Origin of the sequence: Kitasatospora sp. NBC_01266 (assembly GCF_036242395.1) — a bacterium.
Lineage (GTDB): Bacteria > Actinomycetota > Actinomycetes > Streptomycetales > Streptomycetaceae > Kitasatospora.
In genome coordinates, this window is record NZ_CP108458.1 from 5,043,173 (window position 1) to 5,062,853 (window position 19,681).

General features: G+C 72.1%; 16 protein-coding genes and 1 tRNA gene. 11 read left to right on the plus strand and 6 right to left on the minus strand.

Features of this window, described 5'->3' with window-relative positions; all coding sequences use genetic code 11:
• Window positions 1-26: 26 nt before the first annotated feature.
• The 3 genes from OG403_RS22130 (at window position 27) to OG403_RS22140 (ending at window position 3,431) form a co-directional block, all read left to right on the plus strand.
• Window positions 27-668, plus strand: a complete 642-nt coding sequence (locus OG403_RS22130) for a DUF501 domain-containing protein (protein WP_329567029.1) — start codon at window positions 27-29, stop codon at window positions 666-668.
• On the plus strand, window positions 665-1,606 hold the full coding sequence (locus OG403_RS22135; RefSeq protein ID WP_329567031.1) for a Ppx/GppA phosphatase family protein: 942 nt from the start codon (window positions 665-667) through the stop codon (window positions 1,604-1,606). The genes OG403_RS22130 and OG403_RS22135 overlap by 4 nt, the downstream gene beginning before the upstream one ends.
• Window positions 1,607-2,057: 451 nt before the next feature.
• On the plus strand, window positions 2,058-3,431 hold the full coding sequence (locus OG403_RS22140) for an NAD(P)/FAD-dependent oxidoreductase (RefSeq protein WP_329567033.1): 1,374 nt from the start codon (window positions 2,058-2,060) through the stop codon (window positions 3,429-3,431).
• Between the two features lie 229 nt (window positions 3,432-3,660).
• Here the strand turns inward: OG403_RS22140 and OG403_RS22145 are convergent, their stop codons facing one another.
• Window positions 3,661-6,249: an ABC transporter permease gene (locus tag OG403_RS22145; protein WP_329567035.1), complete on the minus strand. Its 2,589-nt coding sequence runs from the start codon at window positions 6,247-6,249 to the stop codon at window positions 3,661-3,663.
• Window positions 6,250-6,264: 15 nt separating this feature from the next.
• Entirely contained in the window at window positions 6,265-7,035 is a 771-nt protein-coding gene (locus OG403_RS22150) for an ABC transporter ATP-binding protein (RefSeq protein ID WP_329567037.1), read from the minus strand.
• A gap of 328 nt (window positions 7,036-7,363) precedes the next feature.
• On the opposite strand from OG403_RS22150, the gene OG403_RS22155 reads away from it, so the two are divergent.
• The 3 genes from OG403_RS22155 to OG403_RS22165 all read left to right on the plus strand — a co-directional run bounded on the left by OG403_RS22155 (window position 7,364) and on the right by OG403_RS22165 (window position 8,786).
• A tRNA-Leu gene (locus OG403_RS22155) sits at window positions 7,364-7,448 on the plus strand.
• Between the two features lie 136 nt (window positions 7,449-7,584).
• Window positions 7,585-8,385 carry a Bax inhibitor-1/YccA family protein gene (locus OG403_RS22160; protein WP_329567039.1) on the plus strand — a complete coding sequence of 267 codons (801 nt, stop codon included), beginning with the start codon at window positions 7,585-7,587 and terminating at the stop codon, window positions 8,383-8,385.
• A gap of 41 nt (window positions 8,386-8,426) precedes the next feature.
• Window positions 8,427-8,786, plus strand: a complete 360-nt coding sequence (locus OG403_RS22165; protein WP_329567041.1) for a hypothetical protein — start codon at window positions 8,427-8,429, stop codon at window positions 8,784-8,786.
• 77 nt (window positions 8,787-8,863) lie between these two features.
• Here the strand turns inward: OG403_RS22165 and OG403_RS22170 are convergent, their stop codons facing one another.
• The 3 genes from OG403_RS22170 to OG403_RS22180 form a co-directional block, all read right to left on the minus strand.
• Entirely contained in the window at window positions 8,864-9,811 is a 948-nt protein-coding gene (locus OG403_RS22170) for a hypothetical protein (protein ID WP_329567043.1), read from the minus strand.
• A 553-nt stretch (window positions 9,812-10,364) separates the two neighbouring features.
• Entirely contained in the window at window positions 10,365-11,585 is a 1,221-nt protein-coding gene (locus OG403_RS22175) for an acetyl-CoA C-acetyltransferase (protein WP_329567045.1), read from the minus strand.
• 48 nt (window positions 11,586-11,633) lie between these two features.
• Window positions 11,634-12,695: an SGNH/GDSL hydrolase family protein gene (locus OG403_RS22180; protein WP_329567047.1), complete on the minus strand. Its 1,062-nt coding sequence runs from the start codon at window positions 12,693-12,695 to the stop codon at window positions 11,634-11,636.
• A 232-nt stretch (window positions 12,696-12,927) separates the two neighbouring features.
• Here OG403_RS22180 and OG403_RS22185 point away from each other — a divergent pair, with 232 nt between their 5' ends.
• The 4 genes from OG403_RS22185 to OG403_RS22200 all read left to right on the plus strand — a co-directional run bounded on the left by OG403_RS22185 (window position 12,928) and on the right by OG403_RS22200 (window position 17,687).
• Complete coding sequence (locus OG403_RS22185) at window positions 12,928-14,328, plus strand: cystathionine beta-synthase (RefSeq protein ID WP_329567049.1); 1,401 nt, start codon at window positions 12,928-12,930, stop codon at window positions 14,326-14,328.
• 570 nt (window positions 14,329-14,898) lie between these two features.
• Window positions 14,899-15,231, plus strand: a complete 333-nt coding sequence (locus OG403_RS22190) for a hypothetical protein (protein WP_329567051.1) — start codon at window positions 14,899-14,901, stop codon at window positions 15,229-15,231.
• Between the two features lie 178 nt (window positions 15,232-15,409).
• On the plus strand, window positions 15,410-16,684 hold the full coding sequence (locus tag OG403_RS22195; RefSeq protein ID WP_329567052.1) for a L,D-transpeptidase family protein: 1,275 nt from the start codon (window positions 15,410-15,412) through the stop codon (window positions 16,682-16,684).
• Window positions 16,685-16,736: 52 nt separating this feature from the next.
• Window positions 16,737-17,687 (plus strand): MerR family transcriptional regulator, encoded by a 951-nt coding sequence (locus tag OG403_RS22200; RefSeq protein WP_329567054.1) that lies wholly within the window; start codon window positions 16,737-16,739, stop codon window positions 17,685-17,687.
• A gap of 9 nt (window positions 17,688-17,696) precedes the next feature.
• On the opposite strand, the gene msrA is transcribed toward OG403_RS22200, so the two are convergent.
• A complete protein-coding gene (gene msrA / locus OG403_RS22205; protein WP_329567056.1) occupies window positions 17,697-18,362 on the minus strand; it encodes a peptide-methionine (S)-S-oxide reductase MsrA in 666 nt (221 codons plus the stop codon).
• A gap of 57 nt (window positions 18,363-18,419) precedes the next feature.
• Here msrA and OG403_RS22210 point away from each other — a divergent pair, with 57 nt between their 5' ends.
• The gene (locus OG403_RS22210) at window positions 18,420-19,574 is read left to right on the plus strand and encodes a cystathionine gamma-synthase (RefSeq protein WP_329567058.1); all 1,155 of its coding nucleotides are present in this window, start codon (window positions 18,420-18,422) and stop codon (window positions 19,572-19,574) included.
• Window positions 19,575-19,681 lie beyond the last annotated feature (107 nt).

A 19,681-nucleotide genomic window follows, 5' to 3' on the forward strand; every position in this document is an offset into this window, starting at 1 on the left:
CGGCCCTGTGAGAAGACAGCGCTGACATGACACTTGAGAACCAGCCGGTCGCCGACCGCGACCTGGCCGCCGTCGCGGCCCAGCTCGGCCGCGTCCCGCGCGGCACCCGGGCGGTGGCGCACCGCTGCCCGTGCGGCAACCCGGACGTGGTGGAGACCGCCCCCCGGCTGCCCGACGGCACCCCGTTCCCCACCCTGTACTACCTGACCTGCCCCAAGGCCGCCTCGCTGATCGGCACCCTGGAGGCGGACGGCGTGATGAAGGAGCAGACCGCCCGGCTCGCCGAGGACCCGGAGCTCGCCGCCGCCTACCAGAAGGCGCACGAGGATTACATCGCCCGGCGCGACGCGATCGAGGTGCTGGAGGGCTTCCCCTCGGCCGGCGGGATGCCGGACCGGGTGAAGTGCCTGCACGTGCTGGTCGGCCACTCGCTGGCGGCCGGCCCCGGCGTCAACCCGCTGGGTGACGAGGCGCTGGCGATGCTGCCCGAGTGGTGGCGCAAGGGCGGCTGTGTGAGCGAGCAGCAGGTCGAGGCGGGGGTCGAGGCGCTGGTGGCCCAGCGGGACGAGGCCGAGGACCACACGGCGGTGATCGCCGCCAAGGAGCGCAAGACCGCCGAGCGCGCCGCCAAGCGCCAGGCCGAGCAGCAGGACGAGGGAGAGAAGTGAGTGTCACCCGGGTCGCCGCGATCGACTGCGGCACCAACTCGATCCGCCTGCTGATCGCCGACCTCGACCCGGCCACCGGTGCGATCACCGACCTGGACCGGCGGATGCTGATCGTCCGGCTCGGCCAGGACGTGGACCGCACCGGCCGGCTGGCCCCCGAGGCGCTGGAGCGCACCTTCGCGGCCTGCCGCGAGTACGCCGCGGTGATCGCCGAGTACCAGGTGGGGCCGGAGCGGACCCGCTTCGTGGCCACCAGCGCCTCCCGGGACGCCGAGAACAGCGCGGAGTTCACCAAGGGCGTGCGCGAGATCCTGGGCGTCGAGCCCGAGGTGGTCAGCGGCGACGAGGAGGCCCAGCTCTCCTTCACCGGCGCCACCAAGGAGCTGGCCGGCGCCGCCGTGCCCGCGCCGTACCTGGTCTTCGACCTGGGCGGCGGTTCGACCGAGTTCGTGCTGGGCGGCGCGCAGGTGCACGCGGCCCGCTCGGTGGACATCGGCTGCGTGCGGCTGACCGAGCGGCACTTCGCCGGCTCGCAGGTGCCGACGGCCGATCAGATCGCGGCGGCCAGGGCGGACATCGAGGCGGCCCTCGACCAGGCCGCCGAGGTGGTCCCGCTGACCGAGGCGGCCTCGCTGGTGGGCCTGGCCGGGACGGTCACCACGGTGGCCGCCATCGCGCTCGGCCTGCCGGAGTACGACTCCACCGCCGTGCACCACTCCCGGCTGTCGTCGGCGCAGGTCCGCGAGGTGACCGAACGGCTGCTCGCGGCCACCCACGCGGAGCGGGCCGCGATCCCGGTGATGCACCCGGGCCGGGTGGACGTGATCGGGGCCGGCGCGCTGGTGCTGCTCTCGATCATGGAGCGGACCGGGGCCGAGGAACTGGTGGTCAGCGAGCACGACATCCTGGACGGGATCGCCTGGAGCGCGGCGGTCTGAGGACGTGTCGGCTCGCGGTCCACTGGTGTCCCACCAGTCGGATCCCTCGATGGACACTCGGCCGGGCCGCCCGATGGCGGCGACCCGGCCGGGTGCCGCGAGAAAGTTCGTGAATTTCTTCACATGGCGAATCGGACATTCGGCTCAGTCCGCGGGGCGGTTCGTCCGGATTGCGAGAGTGAAGGTCGGCGGTCGCGGCGGCCCGATGGATCCCAGGCGGGGTTCCGGATACGCCAGCGAAATCGAAACGGCGCTCGGGAACCTCGGTGCGGGGCGGATCGTTGCTGCTCAGCAGGGCGAGTGGAATCCAAACCTCCGTACGGGTCCGCCGGGGCCCCGTTGAGCGGCCCTCAAGTCCCGAGGTGTGGGCGGGCAGTGTAGCAGAGGCTGTCCAGATCCTTGTGACGGGCCTCACGAATGGTGCTCCGACCGGTGCTGGATACTTTCCGATATGAGCACCACGGAGCGTCCTCGCATCCTCATTGTCGGCGGTGGTTACGTCGGCCTGTATGCCGCGATGCGCATCCTCAAGAAGATGCGCTACGGGGAGGCGACCGTCACGGTCGTCGACCCGCGGTCGTACATGACGTACCTGCCCTTCCTTCCCGAGGCGGCCGGCGGCAACGTCGCGCCCCGCAACCTCGTCGCACCGCTGCGCAGCGCCCTGAAGAAGGCGGAGGTGCTCACCGGTCACGTGACCGCTGTGGACCACGCCCGCAAGGTCGCCACCATCGCGCCGCTGGCCGGCGACAGCTACGAGCTGCCCTTCGACTACCTCGTCGTGGCCACCGGCTCGGTCTCCCGCACCTTCCCGATCCCCGGCCTCGCCGAGCACGGCATCGGCATGAAGACGGTCGAGGAGGCGATCAGCCTCCGCAACCACGTCATGGCGCAGCTGGACAAGGCCGAGTCCACCACGGACCCGGAGATCCGGCGCAAGGCCCTCACCTTCGTGATCATCGGCGGCGGCTTCGCCGGCGTCGAGACCATCGCCGAGGTCGAGGACATGGCCCGGGACGCGGCGAAGATCTACAAGACCGTCAGCCGCGACGACATGCGCTTCATCCTGGTCGAGGCGGCCAACCGGATCCTGCCCGAGATGGGCCCGGACCTCGGCCTGTGGACCAAGCAGAAGCTCGAAGAGCGCAACATCGAGATCTACATCGAGACCTCGATGGACTCCTGCGTCGACCAGCACGTGGTGCTGAAGAACGGCGTCGAGGCCGACGCGGCCACCATCGTGTGGACCGCGGGCGTCAAGCCCAACCCGGTGGTCGCCAACTTCGGCCTGCCGCTGGGCCCGCGCGGCCACATCGACACCGCCCCGACGCTGCAGGTCCAGGGCTTCGACAACGTCTGGTCGGCCGGCGACAACTCGCAGGTGCCGGACCTGGCCGCCGGTGAGGGCGCCTGGTGCCCGCCGAACGCCCAGCACGCGGTGCGCCAGGCCGTGGTCCTCGGTGACAACGTGATCTCCGGTATGCGCGGCTTCCCGCAGCAGGAGTACAAGCACAAGAACCTCGGTGCGGTCGCCGGTCTGGGCCTGCACAAGGGCGTGGCGATCCTCTTCGGCAAGTACAAGCTGAAGGGCCGTCCGGCCTGGTGGTTCCACCGCCTGTACCACGGCAGCCGGGTGCCGACCATGAACCGCAAGGTCCGGGTCTTCACCGACTGGACGCTCGCGATGTTCCTCAAGCGCGAGACGGTCGGCCTCTCCGAGATGGAGAAGCCGTTCGGTGCCTTCCAGGAGGTCACCGTCTCCGTCCCGGCGCCGGCCGCTCCCGCCGAGGCCGAGAAGGCCGACAAGGCGCTCGCGAGCAAGTAAGCGACTGACCCCCGGCCGTAGGGAGCCGGGATGTGAGTCGGAGGCCCTCCGCCCGGCAGCGTCGCCGGACCACGACCTCCGTGGTGCTCAGCCGGCCGTGCGACCGGGCGGAGTACGAACCGCAGTACCAGCAGGACGCAGTACCAGCAGGACAGCGTGAAAGGCCCCGGCCGGTGGCGAGGACCACCGGCCGGGGCCTTTTCGGCTGCCCGGGCCCGTCGACGGGGCGTCAGGCGGCCTTGATGCTCTCCAGGATGTCCAGCCTCGCGGCCCGCCGGGACGGCCAGATGGCCGCCACCAGGCCGACCACCCCGGCCAGCACCAGGAAGAGCAGCAGCTTGCCGTACGGCAGCACGGTGCTCAGTCCGGTGACCGAGTCCTTCAGCGTGCCGTTCACCGCCCAGGCCAGGAAGCAGCCCAGGCCCAGGCCCAGCACCGCGCCGAAGAGCGAGATCACCACCGACTCCAGCTGGACCATCCGCTTGACCTTGGCCCGGTCCAGGCCGATCGCCCGCAGCATCCCGATCTCGCGCTTGCGCTCGAAGACCGACATCGCCATGGTGTTGACCACGCCCAGCACGGCCACCAGGACCGACATCGCCAGCAGGCCGTAGAGCATGTTGAGCGCGAACGAGATGACCGAGCTGGCCTGGTCGCGCAGGTCCGCCTTGCTCTGCACCTCGATCAGCGGGTTGTCGCCGCCGGCCGCGGTCAGCGCCCGCTCCAGCGCCGGGCTCGGCCCGTCGGCGCCCTTGACCAGCACCTGGCCGTAGTCGTCGGTCGCGCCGTGGCCGGCCAGCGCCGCGTTGCTCATGGCCATCTCGCTGATCATCGGGTTGCGCTGGTAGATGCCGCCGACCGTGAGGCTGCCGCTGCGGCCGTCCGGGAAGGTGGCCGGCACGGTGCTGCCCACGCTCAGGTGGCTGCTCTGCGCGACGACCGTGTCGACCAGCAGCTGCCCCTGGTCCAGCGCGGCCTCGGAGCCGGCGGTCATGGTCAGCGTGAGCAACTGCCCGGCCTGCGCCGGGTCCACGCCGGTGACCTGGGAGTGCGAGCCGGCGATGGTGAAGCCGACGGTGTCGATCGGCGAGGCGGCGGCGACCCCGGGGGTCTTCCTGACCTGGTCGACGATGGACTGCGAGAGGGGCAGGCCGTTGGACATCTGCACCGCGTAGTCGGCCTTCAGCGAGTCGCCGACCGCCTTGTCCAACCAGCCGTTCAGCGAGGCGCCCAGCACGGACAGCGCGCTGACCAGGGTCAGGCCGATGGTGAGGGCGGCGGCGGTGGCGGCGGTCCGGCGCGGGTTGCGCACCGCGTTCTGCTGGGCCAGCTTGCCGGAGACCCCGAAGAGCCTGCTGAGCAGCGGGCCGATCAGCGCGATCAGCGGGCGGGAGAGCAGCGGGATCAGGATGAAGATGCCGATCAGCGCGGCTCCCGCGCCGCCGGCCACCAGCTCCCGGCCGCCGCTGCCGGCCGCCGCGCCGCCGAGGATCAGCGCCACACCGGCGGCGGTGATCACCCCGCCGATGCTGTTGCGCACCAGCAGCCCCTTCTGGGAGGCCGGCTGGTCGCCGCTGCTCATCGCCGCCACCGGGGCGATCCGGGCCGCCCGGCGGGCCGGCAGCAGCGCCGAGACCACCGTGACCAGGACACCGACCAGCAGCGCGGTCAGCACGGTGGCCGGCGAGACGACCAGCGGGCCCGACGGCGTGTTGCCGCTGCCCAGCTGCCCCACCAGCGCCTGCATCCCGGCCCCGATCCCGATGCCGGCCAGCAGACCGGCCACCGAGGAGAGCAGGCCGATCAGCACGGCCTCCAGCAGCACCGAGCGGGTGACCTGCTTGCGGCTGGCCCCGATCGCCCGCAGCAGGGCCAACTCCCTGGTGCGCTGGGCGACCAGCATGGTGAAGGTGTTGGCGATGATGAAGATGCCGACGAAGAGCGAGATGCCAGCGAAGGCCAGCAGCATGGTGCGGATGCTGCCCATGGTCTGGGAGACCAGCTGCCGCTGGTCGGACTGGAGTTGGTCGGCGGTCTTGGCGGTGATGTGGTCGGGGTGCCCGATGGCCTGGTCGACCTCGGTCAGCAGGGTGTCCTGGCTGGTGCCGGGCGCGGCGGTGAGCGAGATCTCGGAGAACCGCCCCGGCGCCAGCAGCAGGCGCTGCGCGCTGGCGGTGTCGAAGAGCACCAGCGGGGCGCCGGCCGAGACCCTGGGGTCGTCGGTGGTGAAGATGCCGGTGAGGGTGGCGTTCATGGCCGGGCCGTTGGTGGCCACCCGGACGGTGTCGCCGACGTGGTAGCCGGCCTTGTCGGCGCTCTGCCGGTCCAGCGCGATCTCGCCGGACTTCTGCGGCCCGCGGCCCTCGGCCATCGGGTAGCGGGGGTCCTGACCGGCGCTGTCCGGTACGTAGTTGGCGCCGGTGGAGCCGCCGTCCTGGCCGATCGCCTTGCCCTGCTTGTCCGCGACGGCGGCGAAGCTGGAGACGGTGCCGCGGCTGCTCGCCACCCCCGGCAGCTTGCCGAGCTGCGCGAGGGTGGCGGCGGTGAGCCCGGGGTCACCGGGCCCGGTCTGCTCGGACCCGGCGCCGGCGGACCCCGCGTCGGTGGACTGCGAGCCGGTGGACTGCGCGCCGGTGTCGGAGACCAGCACGGAGAGGTCGGAGTAGCTCTTGGAGTAGCTGTTCTTCAGCGCCGACCCGAAGGTGTCGGAGAAGACCATGGTGCCGGCCACGAAGGCGGTGCCCAGCAGCACGGCCAGCGCGGTCATCAGCAGGCGGCCCTTGTGGGCCAGCACGTTGCGCAACGCGGTGCGGTACATGGTGTGTCAGGCCCTTCAGCTGGTGCGGCCCTTGGCGTCGAAACGACGCATCCGGTCCAGGACGGCGTCGGCGGTGGGGTCGCTCAGCTCGTCGACGATCCGGCCGTCGGCGAGGAAGACGACCCGGTCCGCGTAGGAGGCGGCCACCGGGTCGTGGGTCACCATCACCACGGTCTGGCCCAGTTCGCGTACCGAGTTGCGCAGGAAGGAGAGGATCTCCGCGCCGGAGCGGGAGTCGAGGTTGCCGGTGGGCTCGTCGGCGAAGACGATCTCCGGCCGACCGGCCAACGCCCGGGCGCAGGCCACCCGCTGCTGCTGGCCGCCGGAGAGCTGGCTGGGGCGGTGCGAGAGCCGGCCGGACAGGCCGACGGTCTCCACCACCGCGTCCAGCCAGGCCTTGTCCACCTTGCGGCCCGCGATGTCCATCGGCAGCGTGACGTTCTCCAACGCGGTGAGCGTGGGCAGCAGGTTGAAGGCCTGGAAGATGAAGCCGATCTTGTCCCGGCGCAGTTGGGTCAACTGCTTGTCCTTCAGGCCGACCAGCTCGGTCTCGCCGATCGTGGCCGAGCCGGAGGTGACCGCGTCCAGCCCTGCCATGCAGTGCATCAGGGTGGACTTGCCGGAGCCCGAGGGGCCCATGATCGCGGTGAACTCACCCTGCCGGAACTCGACATCCACCTCGTCCAGCGCCACCACCCGGGTCTCACCGGAGCCGTACACCTTGCTCAGCCGCACGGCGCGGGCGGCGGCCCGGCCGGTTCGGACGGCGGCGGTCGTCGTGGTCACGGGTACTCCTAGGGGTCGGCCGTCGGGCAGTGCGGGGTGACGGTGGTTCGTTGCGGTATGTCCCTTCATGTTCTCCGCCGATCGCGCCGGATTCGTCGCCCCGGCGGACGGTTGGACCGCGGCCCGCAGGCTTACCCGACGGCCTCCGTTCTCCTCCTGCGGTATGACACGACCCCGGGTGGCCGGATCCGGCGGTTCCGCTGGCCGAATTGCGAACAGTTCGTCAGATGGCAAGGAAACATGACAACTTCCCCGCCAAGGAACATGCGCAAGAGGGATCGGGGCGACTAGGCTCAGGGGTAGCTCGCACATGGGCCCAGCGCTCCCCGCCCGGATGGTGGAACGCAGACACGGGCAGCTTAAAACTGCTTGGCCGCGAGGCCGTGCCGGTTCGAGTCCGGCTCCGGGCACCAGGTCGGCGAACGTGACGGCGCCCCGCCTCCCCCGGGAGGCGGGGCGCCGTCGTGCGTGCCGCCCCTCGGGTCTCTCTTTGCCAACGCATTACCATTGGCCCTGCGGGCGGCGCCGCGTCGCCCTGGGAGGAAGATCATGAGGAGCAGCAACCCGGTCTTCTCGCGGGAGGGATCGTTCGGCCGCGACCCCGGCTACGCCGGGTTCGGCGGCGCGCAGCCGCCCACCGCCGAGCAGTTGGCGGAGCTGTACCGCGCGCCGGCCGCGGGCCCGCGTGCGACCGGCCGGATGACCATGGACGACGTGGTCGCCAACACCGCGCTGACGCTGCTCACAGTGGTGGCCGCGGGCGCGGTGGCCTGGTTCGCGCTGCCGGCCGCGAGCTTCGCGATCGCCGGCCTCGCCGCGCTGGCGGCTCTCGTGGTGGGCCTGGTGGTCAGCTTCCGGCGGAGCGTCAACCCGGCCCTGGTGCTGCTCTACGCGGGCCTGGAGGGCTTCTTCCTGGGGGCGCTCACCAAGGCCTTCAACACCATCTGGCCGGGCATCGCGATCCAGGCGGTGCTGGGCACGGCCGCCGTCTTCGCGGGCATGCTGCTCGCCTACCGCGGCGGTCTGGTCAAGGTCACCGCGCGGTACACCCGGATCGGGCTGGCGATCGCGGTGGGCTTCGTGCTGCTGCTGGCGGTGAACCTGGTGGCCGCGCTCTTCGGTGCCTCGCTGGGGCTGGACTCCGGGCCGCTGGGCATCGTCTTCGGGCTGGCCGGGGTGGGCCTGGGCGCGTTCTTCCTGTCGCTGGACTTCGCGGCGGTGGACCAGGCGATCCGCGCCGGTGCGCCGCGCCGGGAGTCCTGGCGGGCGGCTTTCGGGCTGACCCTCTCGCTGGTCTGGATCTACCTGGAACTGCTGCGCCTGATCGCGATCCTGCGCGGGGACGACTGACCCCCGCCGGACCGCGTTTCGCCGGGCACTAGGCTCGCGGCATGGGTGAACAGGGGCTGGACGGGCTGGACGAGTTGGTGACGGTGCTGGACCGGCTGGCGGACCGTTTCCGGGCGATGCCGCAGAGCTACCTGCTCGGTGCGGCGCCCGGCCACTCCTCGCGGGCGGCGGCGGGACTGTCGCTGGCCCGGCAACTGGCCGGCTGGGCGCAGCAGGTCGAGGAGGGCGAGGGGGTGCGGGTGCGGGAGATCCCGGACGCCGGGGTCTTCGCGGTCGGCGACCAGCTCTCGGTGGCCGGCCACGACCTGGTCACCGCGCTGGCGCAGACGCCGACCGCCGCGCCCGGCCTCCTGGCGGAGGCGGTCGCGGCGGTGCGGGCGATGACCCAGGTGACGCTCTGAGGTGCTGACGCTCTGATCTGCTGACGGTCCGTCAGCGCGGCCACTGGCAGCCCTCGGGCCCGCTGGTGGCCTGGTCCTCAGATGCTGGCCACCACGCGGTCGGCCAGCACGTAGACGGTCTCCTCGTCGGTCGAGAAGGTCAGCGAGTACGAGCCGGAGAAGCGCGAGCCGCCGAGCAGCCGGACGTCCTCGCCGGCCCGGACCGCGTCGATCAGGCGGTAGGCGGCCTCGCGGTCGCCGGGGGCCACGCAGAGCGTGGTGCCGTCGGCGAAGGCGTAGACGTCCAGCGTGCCGAGCGGGCCGGGGCGGACGTCGGTGAGTGCGATCCGCTCTTCGGCGAGCGCGGTCAGCCGGGTGTCGGTCCACTCGCGGGACGGGGCCTGGCTGGGCACGAAGTCGGGGTGCGAGGGGTGCCGGCGCGGGTCGGGGGTGGGCGCGGGGCCGGTCTGGGCGGCCGGGTCGGGGTCGAGCAGACCGGCCTCGAGACCAGTGGCCAGCAAGTCCGCCTCGCGGGCCGCGCGGGCCTCGTGGGCCGCGTTGACCTCACCGCTGGGTGCGACGCCGCCCACCGGTCCCGGCAGCGTGCCGCTGTCGCCGATCATGTCCTCCAGCGCCGAGCGCAGCGCCTCGCCGAACGACGGGTCCATGGTGCCGGCGCTGTCCGCGGCCTCCTCCGGGCCGGTCGGGCGGGGGAAGAAGACCGGCCAGCTCTCCGCCGGACCCAGGCTGCCCAGCCCGCTCAGCTGCTCGCCGGCGAGGTCGGTGAACGGGGCGTCCAGCAGCGGGTCGTCCTCGGCCGCCCGGGCCTCCTGCTCGGCCCAGAACGCCCGGGCCTCGCTGATCTCCCGCTCCCGGTCGGCCGCCAGGGCCTCGGTGACGGCACGGCGTATCGCGTCCTCGTCCACGGCGGCGGGCGCGGCGGTTGTTCGGTCGGCGGCCAGCTTGCGCAGGGCGCGCACCTGGAGCAGGACGGCGGTGCAGACGGCGATCAGGACCAGCAGCAGGGCGACATACACAGCGCTCACGGAACGTACTCCTCGCGCGGAGTGGAACAGGGGAACGTTTCCACCCTGCCGTATGGGTGGGTGGTGCTGCAGAGGAAGATGTCCGAAATGTCGGTGACCTTCGTCATTGTCCAAAAATCAAAAAGGTGCCCTGGTGTACGCTGCGCGGTTGGGCGACTTCGCTGCGTCGAAATCGAGGGCCCCGGGGACGAGTTGAGGGCCGGATCGCGGCTCGCGAGGTGATCCGGCCCTCAATTACCGTCCGTGACGCCAAACGGGTGGCAGGGCCCGTCGGGCCTCAGTTCGAGTCCTCAGCTCAAGTCCTCAGCTCAGCCGCTCGATGCTCTCTGGTCGCGGCTGAACTGCTCCTTCGCTGCGGGCGGGTGCCGCCCTTCCCCCAGCCTTCGGCCGGGAGGTGCCCCCTGGCGACCCCCACCCTCCGCTGCGTCTCAGCTCAGCCGCTCGATGCTCTCTGGTCGCGGCTGAACTGCTCCTTCGCTGCGGGCGGGTGCCGCCCTTCCCCCAGCCTTCGGCCGGGAGGTGCCCCCTGGCGACCCCCACCCTCCGCTGCGTCTCAGCTCAGCCGCTCGATCACCATCGCCATGCCCTGCCCGCCACCCACGCACATGGTCTCCAGGCCGAACTGCTTGTCGTGCCACTGCAGGGAGTTGATCAGCGTGGTGGTGATCCGGGCACCGGTCATGCCGAACGGGTGGCCGACCGCGATCGCGCCGCCGTTCACGTTCAGCTTGTCCAGGTCGATGCCCAAGTCCCGGTAGGAGGGGATGACCTGGGCCGCGAAGGCCTCGTTGATCTCCACCAGGTCGATGTCGCCGATGCCCAGCCCGGCCCGCCGCAGCGCCTGGCGGGAGGCCTCGACCGGGCCGTAGCCCATGATCTCGGGGGAGAGCGCCGAGACGCCGGTGGAGACCACCCGGGCCAGCGGCGTGATGCCCAGCTCGCGCGCCTTGGTGTCGGACATGATGACCAGCGCGGCGGCGCCGTCGTTCAGCGGGCAGCAGTTGCCGGCCGTGACCGTGCCGTCGGGGCGGAAGACCGGCTTGAGGCCCTGCACGCCCTCCAGCGTGACGCCCGCGCGCGGGCCGTCGTCGGCCGAGACCACGGTGCCGTCCGGCGTGGTGACCGGGGTGATCTCGCGCTGCCAGAAGCCCGCCTTGATCGCGGCCTCGGCCAGGTTCTGCGAGCGCACGCCGAACTCGTCCTGGTCGGCCCGGGTGATCCCCTTGAGCGCGGCGAGGTTCTCGGCGGTCTGGCCCATCGCGATGTAGGCGTCCGGCAGCAGGTCGTCCTCGCGCGGGTCGTGCCACTCCCCGCCGCCCTCCTCGGCGCGCTTGGCGGTGCGGGCCACGGCCTCGCCGAAGAGCGGGTTCTGGGTGTTCGGCATCCCGTCCGAGCTGCCGTTGATCGAGCGCGAGACGGTCTCCACGCCGGCTGAGATGAAGACGTCGCCCTCGCCCGCCTTGATCGCGTGCAGCGCCATCCGCGTGGTCTGCAGCGAGGAGGAGCAGTAGCGGGTGATGGTGGTGCCGGGCAGGTAGTCCATGCCCATCTGGACCGCGATGATCCGGGCCAGGTTGTGGCCCTGCTCGCCGCCGGGCAGGCCGCAGCCGAGCATCAGGTCGTCGATCTGGCGCGGGTCGAGCTGCGGGACCTTGGCCAGCGCGGCGGCGATGATCTGGGCCGTGAGGTCGTCCGGGCGGACGTCCTTGAGCGAGCCCTTGAAGGCGCGGCCGATCGGCGAACGGGCGGCGCTGACGATGACGGCTTCGGGCATGACGGCTCCCTGGTGTGTGTCCGGCTGCTACGGAGAGGAAAGTTACTCTCAAGTAGCGCGTACGTCATCCGTGCCCGGCTGTGAGCTGTCCGACTCGCCGGGCAGCGCCGGCGCGTCCTGCGGCAGGCCGAACCGCAGCCGGTGTTTGACCAGCGCCCAGCGCTTGCCGCCGACGCCGGCCGAGGTGCCCGCCACCTCGGTGCCGGACTGCCCGGCCGCGGTCGCCGCGGCCACCGCCATCGGCAGCACCGCCTCGCGCCGGGCCGGCGGCTCCTCCTCGGCGGCCTCGGGCCACAGGCCCAGGGTCGCGCAGAGCGAGGGCAGCACGGCCATCGCCGCGGTGGCGTAGCCCTGGGCGGAGGGGTGGAACCGGTCGGAGGCGAACATCTCGGGTCTGGTCGCGAACTCCGGCCCGAGCAGCGAGCCGAGCGAGACGGTCCGCCCGCCGGCCTCCACCACCGCGATGGTCTGCGCCGCCGCCAGCTGCCGGCTGACCCGCCGGGCCAGCCAGCGCAGCGGTGGCCGCACCGGCTTGATGGTGCCCAGATCCGGGCAGGTGCCCACCACCACCTCGCAGCCGAGGGTGCGCAGGTCCCGGACCGCTTCGCCGAGTTGCCGCACGGCCTGGGCGGCAGGGGTGTGCCTGGTCACGTCGTTGGCGCCGATGATGATCACCGCGACCTGCGGCCGGTGCGCCAGCGCGAGCCGCACCTGGCGCGCCAGGTCGTCCGAACGCGCTCCGGAGACCGCGACGTTGACCAGCCGCACCCGCTGCTCGGCGACCGCCGCCAGCCCGGTGGCCAGCAGCGCGCCCGGGGTCTCCCGGCCGCGCCGCACGCCCAGGCCCACCGCCGTCGAGTCCCCCAGGAAGGCCAGCACCAGCGGCTCCTGCTGCTCGGCGCCCGGGTCGGCGAGCCCGTCCCCGTAGACCCCGTCGGCCTTCGGCGGATCGCCCTCCAGCAGGCCGACCGCCCGGACCGCGAGGCGGCTCTCGGTGAACAGCACCCCCGCCAGTCCGGCCCCCAGCAGGCCGAGCCCGCCGCCGCCGTACGCCGCCGCGGTGGCGATCCGTCGGGCGACGCGCGCCCTCGAATGCTGCGCCCCAGGCATTCGGCTACCCCCTTCGCATCCGTCCGGTCACCCGTAGTGTGCCGAGCCGGCCTCGTGGCCTGCTCGGCTCGCCACCGGGCGCTCCGCTCTTCGTGCAGCTCTTCCTACAGCGCGCGGACCCACCGCCTCCATACCCTTTGACACCTTCGCGCTATCGAGCGGCATCGGCCATCTGGAGCCATAGGCTGGTGGCACCGAAGAACTGCCAAGGCCACAGACCGGGAGGACCCCCGTGCGGTACCACAATTCGATCATCGAGCTGGTCGGCAACACCCCGCTGGTGAAACTGACCAAGGTCACCGAGGGCATCTCCGCGACCGTGCTGGCGAAGGTCGAGTACTTCAACCCCGGTGGTTCGGTCAAGGACCGCATCGCGATGCGGATGATCGAGGCCGCGGAGGCCTCCGGCGCGCTCAAGCCCGGCGGCACCATCGTCGAGCCGACCAGTGGCAACACCGGGGTGGGCCTGGCGATCGTGGCCCAGCAGAAGGGCTACAAGTGCATCTTCGTCTGTCCGGACAAGGTGTCCACTGACAAGATCAACACGCTGCGCGCCTACGGCGCCGAGGTCGTGGTCTGCCCGACCGCGGTGGCCCCCGAGCACCCCGACTCGTACTACAACGTGTCCGACCGCCTGGTCCGTGAGACCCCCAACGCCTGGAAGCCGGACCAGTACTCCAACCCGGAGAACCCGGCCTCGCACTACCACTCCACCGGCCCGGAGCTGTGGGAGCAGACCGCGGGGAAGATCACCCACTTCGTCGCGGGCGTCGGCACCGGCGGCACCATCTCCGGCACCGGCCGGTACCTGAAGGACGCCTCGGACGGCAGGGTCCAGGTGGTCGGCGCCGACCCGGAGGGCTCGGTCTACTCCGGCGGCACCGGGCGCCCGTACCTGGTCGAGGGCGTCGGTGAGGACTTCTGGCCCACCGCCTACGACCGCACGGTGGCCGACGAGATCGTCGCGGTCTCCGACAAGGACTCCTTCCAGATGACCCGCCGCCTGGCCAAGGAGGAGGGCCTGCTGGTCGGTGGCTCCTGCGGGATGGCCGTGGTGGCCGCACTGGAGGTCGCCAAGCGGCTCGGCCCGGACGACGTGGTCGTGGTGCTGCTGCCGGACGGCGGCCGCGGCTACCTGTCGAAGATCTTCAACGACGACTGGATGGCCGACTACGGCTTCCTGCCCACCGCCGCCGACGAGGCGCACATCGGCGAGGTGCTGGCCCGCAAGGACGCCATCGAGCACGAGGGCATCCCGCAGTTCGTCCACATGCACCCGGGCGAGACGGTCGGCGAGGCCGTGCAGGTGCTGCGCGACTTCGGCGTCTCGCAGATGCCGGTGGTCTCGCCGGGTGCGGGGCACCCGGACATCATGGCCGGCGAGGTGATCGGCTCGGTGGCCGAGCGCGACCTGCTGGCGGCGCTGTTCAGCGGCGGCGCGCAGCTGTCGGACCGGCTGGAGCAGCACATGTCCCGGCCGCTGCCGGTGGTCGGCTCGGGCGAGTCGGTGACCGGGCTGATGACCGTACTGGAGGCGAACGACGCGGCGGTGGTGCTGGTCGAGGGCAAGCCGCAGGGCATCGTGACCCGGCAGGACCTGCTCGCCTTCATGGCCGGGCGCTCCGCGCACTGACGTTCCGTCAGCGGTCCGGGCGGTCCGGGCGGTCCGGGTGATCCGGGTGGTCGGCGCGGGCCGGGGTGGTGCGGGTTTACCTGATGGTTCGTTGGCGACCGTGGTTGGTACATCCGCGACATCCGGGCGCAGCACCGGGTTAACAACCGTCCGGCACTGTAGTGAGCACGGCAAGACGCCGAACGTGACGGTGGCGGTGATCGGGAGCGGCTCCCCGGTCGCCGTGCCGTCCGGACACACCAGCCGGCCTGACCCGGTGCACTGTGTCTCCCTCCGGGCCCGCTCGCGGGTCGGAGGGGCCCCACGTGGGGGCCGTCGTCGTCCCGCCCCTGCTTTTGGACCACCGTCTCGGTGGGGGAGCAGGGTGTGGCGGCTCCCACGGCACCTCGCGCCCCTGGTGGCGCGGCTCCGCGGCTCCCGGGTGGGGGAGCGAAGCGGAGCGCCGGCAGGGCCGGTCCCGGGCTTCCCGGGGCCGGCCCTCGCCGTGCCGGCCGGCTTCCGCCGGTGCCTCCCCGGTGCCTTCCCGGGTCCCCGTTGGGTCCGGGCCTGGTTGTCGCCTACGCTCGCCCCATGACCAGCACCGAAGGCAGCATCACCCCAGACATCGACGCCCCCCGCTACGTCCGGCTCAGCATCGAGCTGATCGCCGAGATCACCGACGAGGGTGCCCTCAAGGCCGCCGCGCTCGCCCAGGTCGAGGCCGACGAGTACCTCGACGACGAGGAGCGCGCCCAGTCCGTCGAGGCGATCGAGGTGGACCCGTCGGGTTCGCTCGCCCACTTCATCGACCCGGTCGCGCTGCTCGGCGACGTCCCCGGGATCGAACTGACCCAGGCCACCTGGGAGTCCGCGCAGACCGCGTTCGACCCGGAGGACGACAGCTACGAGTTCGAGGTCGAGTAACAGCTCGTCGCTCGCGGTCGCACTCCGTGACCTACCGCCCGCCGCTTGCCGGTTGGGCGGTATGTCCATTTTTGGCGCAATCTCCTGCCATCTCATACGATCTGAACCTCTTCGGGGAACCGGTTCGCCCTGGAATCAGTCTTTAGGTCCGATTTGACCTCAGGGTAGGGAGACGACGGTGGCGGCGCAGCAGCAGGAGCACGGTGCGAGTGGTGGGGCCTGGAGCCGACGCGGGGTGCTCGCCGGACTGCTGGGGGCGCCGGTGCTGCTGGTCGCGGCGTGCAACGGCAACGGCAGCGGTAGCGGCGGCGGCAAGGCCGGCGGCGCCGGCGCCGGTTCGGGGGCCCCGCCCGGCGGAGCCACCGCGTCCCCGCAGACCTCGGCGGCGCGGATCACCGTCTCGCCCGCCGACGGCACCGCCAACGCCCCGTTCACCGCACCGGTCACCGTCACGGTCACCGACGGCACGCTCGGCTCGGTCACCGTCACCGACGCCGCGGGCGGGCGAATAGCCGGGCAGCTCGCCCCCGACGCGCGCAGCTGGACCAGCACCGCGCCGCTGAGCAGCGGCACCAGGTACAGCGTGGCGGCGGACGCGACGGACGCGCGAAAGCTCGCGGCGGACGCCAACACCTCGTTCGGCACCGCGACGCCCGCCAACACCTTCGTCGGCTACTTCACCCCGGAGAACGGCGCCACCGTGGGCGTCGGCATGCCGGTCTCGATCACCTTCAACAAGCCGGTCACCAACCGCAAGGCCGTCCAGCAGGCGATCACCGTGGTCGCCGACCCGGGCGTGCCGGTGGTCGGCCACTGGTACTCCAGCACCCGGCTCGACTTCCGCCCGCAGCAGTACTGGGCGAAGGGCACCAAGGTGACGCTCAAGCTGCGGCTCAAGGACGTCGAGGGGGCGAACGGCGTCTTCGGCACCCAGTCCAAGGACGTCGACTTCACCGTCGGGCGCGCGCAGACCTCGGTCGCCGACCTCGCGGCCGGCACGCTCACGGTGACCACCGACGGCCAGGTCAGCGCCGTCTACCAGGTGATCGGCGGGGCGCCCGCGCACCGCACCTGGGCCGGGAGGATGGTCATCTCGGAGCGCTTCGCGCAGACCAAGATGGACTCCGCCACGGTCGGCCTCGGCGACGAGTACAACATCCCCGACGTGCCGCACGCCCAGCGGCTGACCGCCTCGGGCACCTTCATCCACGGCAACTACTGGTCGCCCGCCTCGGCCTACGGCCACGCCAACCTCAGCCACGGCTGCATCGCGCTGCGCGACGTCAAGGGCGGCGGGAACCCGGGCACGGACGGCGCGAAGTTCTACGCCTCCTCGATCCTCGGTGACGTGGTCGAGGTGGTCAACTCCGGTGACCGGACGGTGGATCCGGCCAACGGCCTGAGCGACTGGAACCTCTCCTGGGCCGACTGGACGGCCGGCAGCGCGGTGTGAGCCGCTCCGTAGGCTTGAGTCTCCAGCGACGGGAGACTCCACAGTGGTGGCCATGGACGACGACACCCTGCGCACCATCGGGGACCTGGCCCGGCTGACCGGTCTGCCGGTCAAGACCATCCGGTTCTGGTCCGACGCGGGCGTGGTGCCGCCGACCGACCGAACCCCCGCCGGCTACCGGCTCTACGGACCCGAAGCTCTCGCCCGGCTCGACCTGGTGCGCACGCTGCGCGACCTCGGCGTCGACCTCGCCACCATCCAGCGGGTGCTGGCCCGCGAGGTCACCGTCGCCGAGGTCGCCGCGGCCCACGCCGAGGCGCTGGACGTGCAGATCAGGACGCTGCGGTTGCGCCGGTCCGTGCTGCGCGCGGTGGCCCGGCGGGGAGCCACCCCGGAGGAGATGGAACTGATGCACAAGCTCGCCAAGCTGACCGATCAGGAACGCCGCCGCCTGATCAACGACTTCATCGACGAGGCCTTCGAAGGGCTCGACGTGGGGCCCGAGTTCATCGCCAAGATGCGCGCCGCGATGCCCGAGCTGCCGGACGACCCGTCGCCCGAGCAGACCGAGGCCTGGGTGGAGCTCGCCGAACTCGTCCAGGACCCGGGATTCCGCGCCGGGGTCCGCAGGGCCGCCGAGTACCAGGCCAGGGACGCGGCGGCCGGTGCCAACGCCGATGTCGCCGCCAACCAGGCCCTGGTGGACCTGGTGGTGGCCAGGGCCGGCGCCGCGCTGGCCTCCGGGATCGCCCCCGGCACCCCGATGGCCGTCCCGGTGCTCGCCGAACTGGCCGGAGCCTTCGCCGCTTTCTTCGGCCGCACCGACGACGCGGCGTTCCGGGCATGGCTGCTGGACCGGATGGAGAACGGCAACGACCCGCGCTACGAGCGCTACTGGCAGCTGCTCGCCAGGATCAACGGCTGGCCGGTGAACGCCGAACTCGGCCCGGCCTTCGGCTGGCTCACCGAGGCCCTGCGGGCCGATCCGGTGCGCACCGGCTGACCGGATCCGTCAGTCACCCGCCCTGGCCACGCCGATCGGGCAGCTGGCCCCGGTGCCGCCCAGGCCGCAGTAGCCGTTCGGGTTCTTGGCGTCGGACAGGTACTGCTGGTGGTAGGGCTCGGCGGGGTAGAAGGGGCCGGCCGGGGCGATCTCGGTGGTGATCGGGCCCAGGCCGATGGCGGTCAGGGCGGGTTGGAAGGCGGCGGCGGAGGCCTCGGCGGTGCTCTGCTGGGCCGCGGAGTGGGTGTAGACGGCGGAGCGGTACTGGGTGCCGACGTCGTTGCCCTGGCGGTTGCCCTGGGTCGGGTCGTGCGCCTCCCAGAAGGTCTTGAGCAGCGTTTCGTAGGAGATCGCCGCCGGGTCGAAGACGACCCGGACGGCCTCGGTGTGCCCGGTCAGGCCGCTGCACACCTCCTCGTAGGTCGGGTTGGGGGTGTGGCCGCCCTGGTAGCCGACCAGGGTGGTCCAGACACCGGGCAGCCGCCAGAAGGTCCGCTCGGCGCCCCAGAAGCAGCCGAGGCCGAAGTCGGCGACCTCGAACCCGGCCGGGTAGGGCGCGGTGAGCGGGTGGCCGAGCACCGTGTGCGGCTCGGTCAGCGTGAAGGCGGGCGCCGGGCGGCCCGGCAGGGCCCGGTCGGCGGTGACGAGCTCGGTCTTGTGGCGGTTGAACAGCATGCTTGGTCAACGCGTGCCGGGGTCCAGGGATTCCGTGCGGGCACTACGCTCAGGCCCATGAGCGATCATCAGCACCCTCAGGGCTTCGAGACCCTTGCCATCCACGCGGGTCAGGAAGCGGACCCCCGTACCGGGGCGGTCGTCCCTCCCATCTACCAGGTGTCCACCTACAAGCAGGACGGCGTGGGCGGCCTGCGCGGCGGTTACGAGTACAGCCGGTCGGCGAACCCGACCCGCACCGCGCTCGAGGAGTGCCTGGCGGCCCTGGAAGGCGGGCAGCGCGGGTTGGCCTTCGCCTCCGGCCTGGCCGCCGAGGACACCCTGCTGCGGACGATCCTGGCGCCCGGCGACCACATCGTGATCCCCAACGACGCCTACGGCGGCACCTTCCGGCTCTTCAACAAGGTGCTCACCCGCTGGGGGGTGGACTTCTCGGTCGCCGACACCCAGCACCCCGAGAAGGTCCGCGAGGCGCTCAAGCCGAACACCAAGGCGGTCTGGGTGGAGACGCCCAGCAACCCGCTGCTCGGCATCACCGACATCGCCGCCGTCGCGCAGATCGCCCACCAGGCGGGCGCGCTGCTGGTGGTGGACAACACCTTCGCCAGCCCGTACCTGCAGCAGCCGCTGGCGCTCGGCGCCGACGTGGTGGTGCACTCCACCACCAAGTACATGGGCGGGCACTCGGACGTGGTGGGCGGCGCGCTGGTCGCGGCGGACGCCGGTCTCGGTGACGAACTGGCCTACCACCAGAACGCGATGGGCGCGGTGGCCGGCCCGTTCGACTCCTGGCTGGTGCTGCGCGGGATCAAGACGCTGGGCGTGCGGATGGACCGGCACACCGCCAACGCCGAGCAGATCGTGGCGCTGCTGGCCCGGCACCCGAAGGTCACCCAGATCTTCTACCCGGGGCTGGCCTCGCACGCCAACCACGAGGTGGCGGCCAAGCAGATGAAGGCCTTCGGCGGCATGGTCTCGTTCCGGGTCGAGGGCGGGGAGCAGGCGGCGGTCGACGTCTGCAACCGGGCCAAGCTGTTCACCCTCGGCGAGTCGCTGGGCGGCGTGGAGTCGCTGATCGAGCACCCGGGCCGGATGACGCACGCCTCGGTGGCGGGTTCGCTGCTGGAGGTCCCGGCCGACCTGGTGCGGGTGTCGGTCGGCATCGAGTCGGCCGACGACCTGGTCGCCGACCTGGCCCAGGCGCTGCAGTAGCGACCGGCGGGTGCTGCTGCCCGGCCGGCCCCTGGACGGGGCCGGCCGGGCGCCACGGACGCCGGGAACGCCGGTTTTCCGCTGGCCGGACCGGGCGGAGCGCGCCA

What these genes read in the sequence shown, in the direction of transcription:
- msrA (WP_329567056.1), bottom strand. Translation starts at nt 18,362, where the DNA reads ATGCTGTTCAACCGCCACAAGACCGAGCTCGTCACCGCCGACCGGGCC.
- OG403_RS22145 (WP_329567035.1), bottom strand. Translation starts at nt 6,249, where the DNA reads ATGTACCGCACCGCGTTGCGCAACGTGCTGGCCCACAAGGGCCGCCTG.
- OG403_RS22130 (WP_329567029.1), top strand. Translation starts at nt 27, where the DNA reads ATGACACTTGAGAACCAGCCGGTCGCCGACCGCGACCTGGCCGCCGTC.
- OG403_RS22165 (WP_329567041.1), top strand. Translation starts at nt 8,427, where the DNA reads ATGGGTGAACAGGGGCTGGACGGGCTGGACGAGTTGGTGACGGTGCTG.
- OG403_RS22180 (WP_329567047.1), bottom strand. Translation starts at nt 12,695, where the DNA reads ATGCCTGGGGCGCAGCATTCGAGGGCGCGCGTCGCCCGACGGATCGCC.
- OG403_RS22190 (WP_329567051.1), top strand. Translation starts at nt 14,899, where the DNA reads ATGACCAGCACCGAAGGCAGCATCACCCCAGACATCGACGCCCCCCGC.
- OG403_RS22210 (WP_329567058.1), top strand. Translation starts at nt 18,420, where the DNA reads ATGAGCGATCATCAGCACCCTCAGGGCTTCGAGACCCTTGCCATCCAC.
- OG403_RS22200 (WP_329567054.1), top strand. Translation starts at nt 16,737, where the DNA reads ATGGACGACGACACCCTGCGCACCATCGGGGACCTGGCCCGGCTGACC.
- OG403_RS22160 (WP_329567039.1), top strand. Translation starts at nt 7,585, where the DNA reads ATGAGGAGCAGCAACCCGGTCTTCTCGCGGGAGGGATCGTTCGGCCGC.
- OG403_RS22175 (WP_329567045.1), bottom strand. Translation starts at nt 11,585, where the DNA reads ATGCCCGAAGCCGTCATCGTCAGCGCCGCCCGTTCGCCGATCGGCCGC.
- OG403_RS22140 (WP_329567033.1), top strand. Translation starts at nt 2,058, where the DNA reads ATGAGCACCACGGAGCGTCCTCGCATCCTCATTGTCGGCGGTGGTTAC.